This is a genomic window from Stenotrophomonas sp. GbtcB23 (assembly GCF_019091045.1).
In the GTDB taxonomy this organism is placed as follows: Bacteria; Pseudomonadota; Gammaproteobacteria; order Xanthomonadales; family Xanthomonadaceae; genus Stenotrophomonas; species Stenotrophomonas rhizophila_A.
Genome location: NZ_JAGXKC010000075.1, coordinates 1 through 6,518, shown reverse-complemented (window position 1 = coordinate 6,518; position 6,518 = coordinate 1). Strand labels below are relative to the sequence as shown.

General features: G+C 63.5%; 7 protein-coding genes. 6 read left to right on the top strand and 1 reads right to left on the bottom strand.

The genetic code is table 11. The annotated features are described in order from the left end of the window. Positions 1 to 451: response regulator (locus KVS69_RS17480; protein WP_217539203.1), on the bottom strand; the 451-nt coding region annotated here is incomplete at its 3' end. Between the two features lie 266 nt (positions 452 to 717). Here KVS69_RS17480 and KVS69_RS17475 point away from each other — a divergent pair. The 6 genes from KVS69_RS17475 to KVS69_RS17450 all read left to right on the top strand — a co-directional run. Next, entirely contained in the window at positions 718 to 2,373 is a 1,656-nt protein-coding gene (locus KVS69_RS17475; protein WP_217539201.1) for an acetolactate synthase large subunit, read from the top strand. A gap of 36 nt (positions 2,374 to 2,409) precedes the next feature. After that, a complete protein-coding gene (locus tag KVS69_RS17470; RefSeq protein ID WP_217539198.1) occupies positions 2,410 to 3,792 on the top strand; it encodes an aldehyde dehydrogenase family protein in 1,383 nt (460 codons plus the stop codon). Between the two features lie 246 nt (positions 3,793 to 4,038). Further along, positions 4,039 to 4,533: a hypothetical protein gene (locus tag KVS69_RS17465; RefSeq protein WP_217539196.1), complete on the top strand. Its 495-nt coding sequence runs from the start codon at positions 4,039 to 4,041 to the stop codon at positions 4,531 to 4,533. Between the two features lie 118 nt (positions 4,534 to 4,651). Beyond that, positions 4,652 to 4,942 (top strand): hypothetical protein, encoded by a 291-nt coding sequence (locus KVS69_RS17460; RefSeq protein ID WP_217539194.1) that lies wholly within the window; start codon positions 4,652 to 4,654, stop codon positions 4,940 to 4,942. A 398-nt stretch (positions 4,943 to 5,340) separates the two neighbouring features. Beyond that, a complete protein-coding gene (locus KVS69_RS17455; RefSeq protein WP_217539193.1) occupies positions 5,341 to 5,658 on the top strand; it encodes a hypothetical protein in 318 nt (105 codons plus the stop codon). Between the two features lie 603 nt (positions 5,659 to 6,261). Further along, a partial coding sequence (locus KVS69_RS17450; protein ID WP_217539192.1) for a hypothetical protein occupies positions 6,262 to 6,518 on the top strand: 257 nt, incomplete at its 3' end.

Here is a 6,518-nt window from a genome sequence, read left to right as displayed (position 1 = left end):
CATAGAAGGTGATATCGCGCCATGTAGCGTCTTCGCCAAGGACCATGCCGTCAAGTAATCGCTGTGGCCACGGCACTCCCGTGTGCCGGCAGGACCCGTCGGCATTGATCGACGCCGCGATAGGGAAGGGCTTGGAGAAGAACGGAGCCCAGCGGTGCTCATCGGGCACGTTGCAGGAGCTGCCTGACGCAATCACATAGGGAACACGGTTTGAACGCAGCCGGTCAGCCACCGGCAGCGAGCTTCCATCTGCGAGAGACAAGTCCAGGATGGCCGCTTCGATCCGGCGCTCGCTGGACAGGCAGGTCAGCGCTTCTGCACTGGATCCGGCGTGCACTACGTCATAGCCAGACATTCTGAGTACGTCCTGCATCAGTCCCGCCAGCTCGCGGTCGTCTTCAACGACCAGAAGCGAGCCTTGTACGGCTGGAAAAGCGCTTGCGTAAGGCATGGGGGGGTGTCCCGGCAGGTGTACGCGCAACGCTACCGAAGTCTGTGTGACCGCACCGCGCCGAAGCCTGTGAGCGTCGCGTCAATTAATCAGACCTGCGGCGCTGGGCAGCTGAAAAACAACCCCCCGGGGATGGACCTCACCATCCTGCGTCGTGACACCGTCATTCAGACGGTCATACACGGCCCCGGGCGTATAGTCGTCGCACATCACGTTTCCCCATGGCACCGAACTCCCCAGAGTTCACCACCGTAAGGATCGACGCAATGCCCAAGGGCTCAGACCTGCTGGTCGCCGCACTCGAAAACGAGGGCGTGGACCGCATCTTCGGCGTTCCGGGCGAGGAAAACCTCGACTTCCTGGAATCCCTTCGCAACTCCAGCATCGAGCTGGTCCTCACCCGGCACGAACAGGCGGCCGCCTTCATGGCCGCCACCCACGGCCGCCTCACCGGCAGGCCGGGCGTCTGCCTGGCCACCCTCGGCCCTGGCGCGCTGAACTTCTCCACGGGCGCGGCTTACGCCCACCTGGGCGCCTGGCCGATGATCCTGATCACCGGCCAGAAGGCGGTGATGAGCGCCAAGCAGGCCCGGTTCCAGATCGTGGACATCGTGGCCTCGATGAAGCCGCTCACGAAAATGACCCGGCAGATCGTCAGCGCGGCCGCCATCCCGGCCACCGTGCGGGATGCCTTCCGCGTGGCAATGGAAGAGCGGCCGGGCCCGGTCCATCTGGAGCTGCCAGAGGACATCGCTGGCGAGGAAGTGGACGACGTTCCAGTCATTCCGGTCCACCCGCTGGAGCGCCCCATCGCCCACGCCGCCGCGCTCGACCGGGCCGCGGAAGCGATCCTGGCCGCCAAGCGTCCGCTGGTGATGATCGGCGCGGCCTGCAGTCGCCCTTGGCTGACCGAATCGCTCTCCACGTTCGTGGCGCGCACCCGGCTGCCGTTCTTCAACACCCAGATGGGCAAGGGCGCGGTGACCGGCGGCTCCAACCTTTATATGGGCACCGCTGCGCTTTCCGAAGGCGACTACGTGCACGAGGCCGTGGCGCGCGCCGACCTGATCATCGCCATCGGCCACGACACCGTTGAGAAGCCCCCGTTCCTGATGAAGGGCAAGGGCGGGCCCAAGGTGATCCATATCGGCTTCCAGTCCGCCACGGTCGAACAGGTCTACCACCCGGATATCGAGGTGATCGGAGACATCGGCGCCACCGTGGATGGCCTCGCCGAGCGGCTGGAAGGCAAGGTGTCCGAAGACCAGGGCATGGTCGACCTGCGCCAGAAGATCCTGTCGCGCCTCAACGACCGTGCCGAGGAGGACCGTTTCCCGGTCACCCCGCAGCGGTTGGTGCACGACGTGCGCGAGGCCATGCCGGAAGACGGCATCGTCTGTCTCGACAACGGCATGTACAAGATCTGGTTCGCCCGCAATTACCGCACCCACGTGGCCAACACCTTGCTGCTGGATAACGCCCTGGCGACCATGGGCGCAGGCCTGCCGTCGGCAATGATGGCCTCGATGTTGTACCCCGACCGGCGCGTGCTGGCCGTGTGCGGCGATGGCGGCTTCATGATGAACTCGCAGGAGATGGAAACCGCCGTGCGCCTGGGCCTGAACCTGGTGGTGATCATCCTCAATGACAGCGCCTACGGCATGATCCGCTGGAAGCAGGCGGTGGATGGCTTTGAAGATTTCGGCATGCGCTTTGGCAATCCGGATTTCGTGCGCTACGCCGAAGCCTATGGTGCCAAGGGCAGTCGGGTGACCTCGGTGGAAGCGCTGGTGCCCACGATCGAAGCCGCCTTTGCCGGCGGTGGCGTGCACCTGCTGGACGTGCCGATCGACTACTCCGAAAACACCCGCGTACTGGTCGACGAGCTGCGCAACCGCACCCCCGATGTGGGCTGCGCGTAACCGCCACCGTTGACCACTGAATACAAGGAATCCCACATGTTGACCGTAGTACAAGCCTTCGACCGCGCCCCCATCCAGGACGTTCCGTTCGATGACGCCGCCGCGTTGGAGCGCAAGCTCGGCAATGCCGAACGCGTGTTCAAGGACCGCGACGGCTGGCTCAAGCCGCACCAGCGCATTGCCATCCTGCGCAGGCTGGCAGCGCTGATGGAAGCCAAGCGTGACCACCTGGCCATGCAGATCGCGCGCGAAGGCGGCAAGCCGCTGCCCGATGCCATTGTCGAAACCAACCGCGCCATCGATGGCGTGCACAACGCTGCAGATGAACTGCGCAACTTCGCCGGCCGCGAAATCCCGATGGGTCTGTCGGCAGCGGCGGAGAACCGCTGGGCGTTCACGACCAAAGAGCCGCTCGGCATCGTCGCCGCCATCTCGGCGTTCAACCACCCGCTGAACCTCATCGTCCACCAGGTTGCCCCCGCCATCGCAGTGGGGTGCCCGGTCATCATCAAGCCGGCCTCGACCACGCCGCTGTCCTGCCTGGAGTTCGTGGCGATGGTCCACGAGGCCGGCCTGCCGGAGCCGTGGTGCCAGAGCTTCATTCCGGAAGGCAACGAACTGGCCGAAGCGCTGGCCACCGACAAGCGCGTGGCCTTCCTCAGTTTCATCGGCTCGGCGCGGGTGGGCTGGTCGCTGCACGCCAAGCTGGCCCATGGTGCACGCTCGGCGCTGGAACATGGCGGCGTGGCACCGGCCATCGTGGACCGCAGCGCGGACCTGTCCAGGATCATCGAGCCCATCGTCAAAGGCGGCTACTACCACGCCGGCCAGGTGTGCGTGTCCACCCAGCGCATCTTCGTGCACAACGACATTGCCGAGGACTTCACCGAAGCCCTCATCGCACGTGTGGAGAAGCTGCGCACCGGCGACCCCACCCTGAAGGACACCGAGGTAGGTCCGCTGATCCAGCCGCGCGAAGCCGACCGGGTGGCCGAATGGATCGATGAGGCGGTAAAGGGTGGGGCGACCCTCGCCACCGGTGGCAAGCGCCTTTCCGAAACCACGCTGCAGCCCACCGTGCTGCTCAATCCTGCCGATGACGCGAGAGTCACTACGCAGGAGATCTTCGGGCCGGTGGTGGCGGTGTATCGCTACAGCGAGCTGGACGAGGCCATCGCACGCGCCAACTCGCTGCCCACCGCGTTCCAGGCCAGCATCTTCGCCCAGGATATCGACGTGGCCATGCGCGCGGCCAACCGTCTGGATGCCTCGGCCGTGATGATCAACGACCCCACCGCCTTCCGCACCGACTGGATGCCGTTTGCCGGCCGCCGGGAATCGGGCTATGGCACCGGCGGCATCCCGTACACGATGCGGGATATGTCGCAGGAAAAGATGATCCTGATGCGCAGGAGCTGAGCCCTCGCCCGGAAACGGTATGTTTTCTGGACAGGGCACAGTAGTTGTACGGGGGCGCAGGGGGAGGGCAGCTGATGCAATAGCACTGCATCCGCCGCCCGCCCTGTTCTGGAGAGTCACATGCGCTTCCTGGCACGTTCGTCTTCCGTCACGCTCATCGTTGCAGCGCTCGCCACCAGCGGGTGCCAAAGCACTCCGCCGCCTGCTGAACCTTCAGCGCCTGCGCCCCGGGCGTTGCCGGGCCCCATGACAGCGGCTTCTGCCGGGGTGACGTTGCAGGGACAGATCACCGCCATCGATGCCCGCACCCGCGCGGTGACGGTCACCGGTGCCGACGGAGGCAGCCTGGACTTCATCGCCGGCGCCGACGTGCGCAACTTCAACCAGCTGAAGGTGGGCGACAAGGTCACCCTGGATTACCAGGCCGCCGTCGCCCTGGACCTGCAGCCGGCAGGCAGCGCGCCGGTCGGCGTGACCAGATCGCAGGCCGGTACCGTGCCGATCCGCGGCGCCACGCCGGGTGGGGCGCGTTCGAACACCATCGAGATCGTCACCGAGGTGGCGGCCGTGGACCCGGTGGCCAACACCATTGCGCTGCGAGGGCCGCGCGGCAACACCCAGATCATCGCGGTGGAGCGCGAGGACCTGCGGGCCAAGCTGCCCAGCGTAAAGCGCGGCGACCTGCTCAAGATTTCCTATACCGAAGCCGTCGCGCTGGGCATCCGCCGCGACAGCCCCTGACACAACGGCGGGGGAGGCCCGGGGCAGGTGGGTGTACGCCTGCCCCGGTGGGGCACTTGACGGGCCAGTGGGCAGCCTTGAAGATCGGCGTATTCAGCCTGCCGTCCAAGGATTGACCATGTCTGGCTTCATCGGTGACCTGTTGGAAGGCATTGTCGATTTCGTGACCGACATCTGGGTGCTTCGCCGGCAGCGCGCTGCGAATGGTCGGGGGGCGAACTCGTGGAGTGAGGATGCAGCGGATACGGCTGTGTTCAATGCCTGGGTGATCGGTTTGTCGATCCTGGCGCTGGCTGCCGGCAGCATCATGGTCTTCGTGCTCAAGCTGCCGCTGTGGATGAGCTTTGGGCCGGTCGTCGCGGTTGGCGTCTACGTGGGCTACCGCTGGATTGCGCTGACGCGCGCTTGATCGCGCACCGTGCGCCGAATGCGTCACGCGTTCGGAATTCCCGCAATGCACGCCTGTGACGCGTTGAACGTCGCACTTGTGATCCGGTGCCGAAGAAAACACGCCGCACCGCACGGAATTGCGCGCAAACGGCCCATTCCATGCCACGTATAGATGGTGCCGATCAAACGCGGCCAATCGAAAGATCAAAACATCTTCCGCTATGCTCACGTCCGCGACATGGTTGAACCTCGGAGCGTAAGAACTCCCGTAAGACGATGCAGTTTGGACGTGCCATGTCGGGAGGGTGACGAAATACAACACCTTCGCGGAAATACGTCGCGCCGGCTTACGCGGTTCTTAACCTCCCGACTCCCTCGCCATCCCGGCGAGGGAAGTTCCCTAACGGAGGTTCCACCATGTCCAGCCATTCCACCGACGCATCTTCCAGCGCAGTCGCCAGTCAAAAGCTCTGGTGGCGCAAGCCCAAGAGCGTCATGACCAACGCGCTCCATCACGATGGCCTGGTGACGTTTCCCGGCTGCCCACCCATTCCTTGCCTGAAGCTGCGCGGGCTATGGATTCACGCTCTCGGCATCGAACCGGGTACCCGGTTGTATGTTGAGACAAAGCCGGGCGTCATCATCCTCTCGGTTGATCAAGCTGGCGTAACCGACATGCCATCAGTGGCGTATCGAAAGGCTGTGCGCACTCCAGTCCATCTTGATAGGCAATGAACACTACCAGCATCGTTCATAGCTGAGACTAGCCGCACATTACAGCGATCTCGCGATCCGAATCGCTACAGGTGAACGTACAATTCTCGGAACGAAAAACCTCGGCTTACACGCCGAAGCAGGGCGAACAATGACAAAGACATCAGGTAGTCCGACCACCCAATCGTCATCTGCGAGTGCAACTGCCCGCAGAGCAAAGCATGCTGCACGCGAAGCGACTGCAGCGCCTTCTACGTCAGGTGCCAAGGCGCGCGCGGAAGCGCCGGCGTCAAGGCGAAAGGCCTCGGCGCCGAAATCCTCTCTTGAACTGGCCGGGCCAGTGCGAGGACACACCAGCACGTTCCCTCTGAGAAAATTCCGCGTCTATGGATGCAGCCTGACCAAAGCGCAGCGAATCAGTGCTGTCTTCTCAGTCATGAAAAAGAAATAGTCGGAATTATGATTACGTCAGGGATTGACGCGAACTGCGCGAACCACGTCTTCATCAACTGCCCATTCACCGATGACTTCCGGCCCCTGTTCCAATGCGCGATCTTTACGGTGCTTTTATGTGGGTTCTTGCCTCGATCGGCGCTGGAGGCTGGGGATGGCTCTGAAGTTCGAATGGATAAGATCACCCGCCTGATCAGAGAGTCGCAATACAGTATTCATGATCTATCCGCAGTCCAGCTGGATGCCTTCAACGAGCTGCCGCGCTTCAACATGCCCTTTGAGCTGGGAATGGTCATAGGCTCGAAGCGCTTCGGCGGGAAACGGTTTGCAGGTCGCTCGGCGTTGATCATGGAACATACGCGGTACGCCTCACAAAAGTGCCTGTCCGATATAGCTGGGCAGGATCTGTCGGCCCACAATGGCGCGCC

Excerpts from the sequence above, each read along its gene's own strand:
- KVS69_RS17460 (WP_217539194.1), top strand. The coding sequence starts at position 4,652 with ATGTCTGGCTTCATCGGTGACCTGTTGGAAGGCATTGTCGATTTCGTG.
- KVS69_RS17455 (WP_217539193.1), top strand. The coding sequence starts at position 5,341 with ATGTCCAGCCATTCCACCGACGCATCTTCCAGCGCAGTCGCCAGTCAA.
- KVS69_RS17465 (WP_217539196.1), top strand. The coding sequence starts at position 4,039 with ATGACAGCGGCTTCTGCCGGGGTGACGTTGCAGGGACAGATCACCGCC.
- KVS69_RS17470 (WP_217539198.1), top strand. The coding sequence starts at position 2,410 with ATGTTGACCGTAGTACAAGCCTTCGACCGCGCCCCCATCCAGGACGTT.
- KVS69_RS17475 (WP_217539201.1), top strand. The coding sequence starts at position 718 with ATGCCCAAGGGCTCAGACCTGCTGGTCGCCGCACTCGAAAACGAGGGC.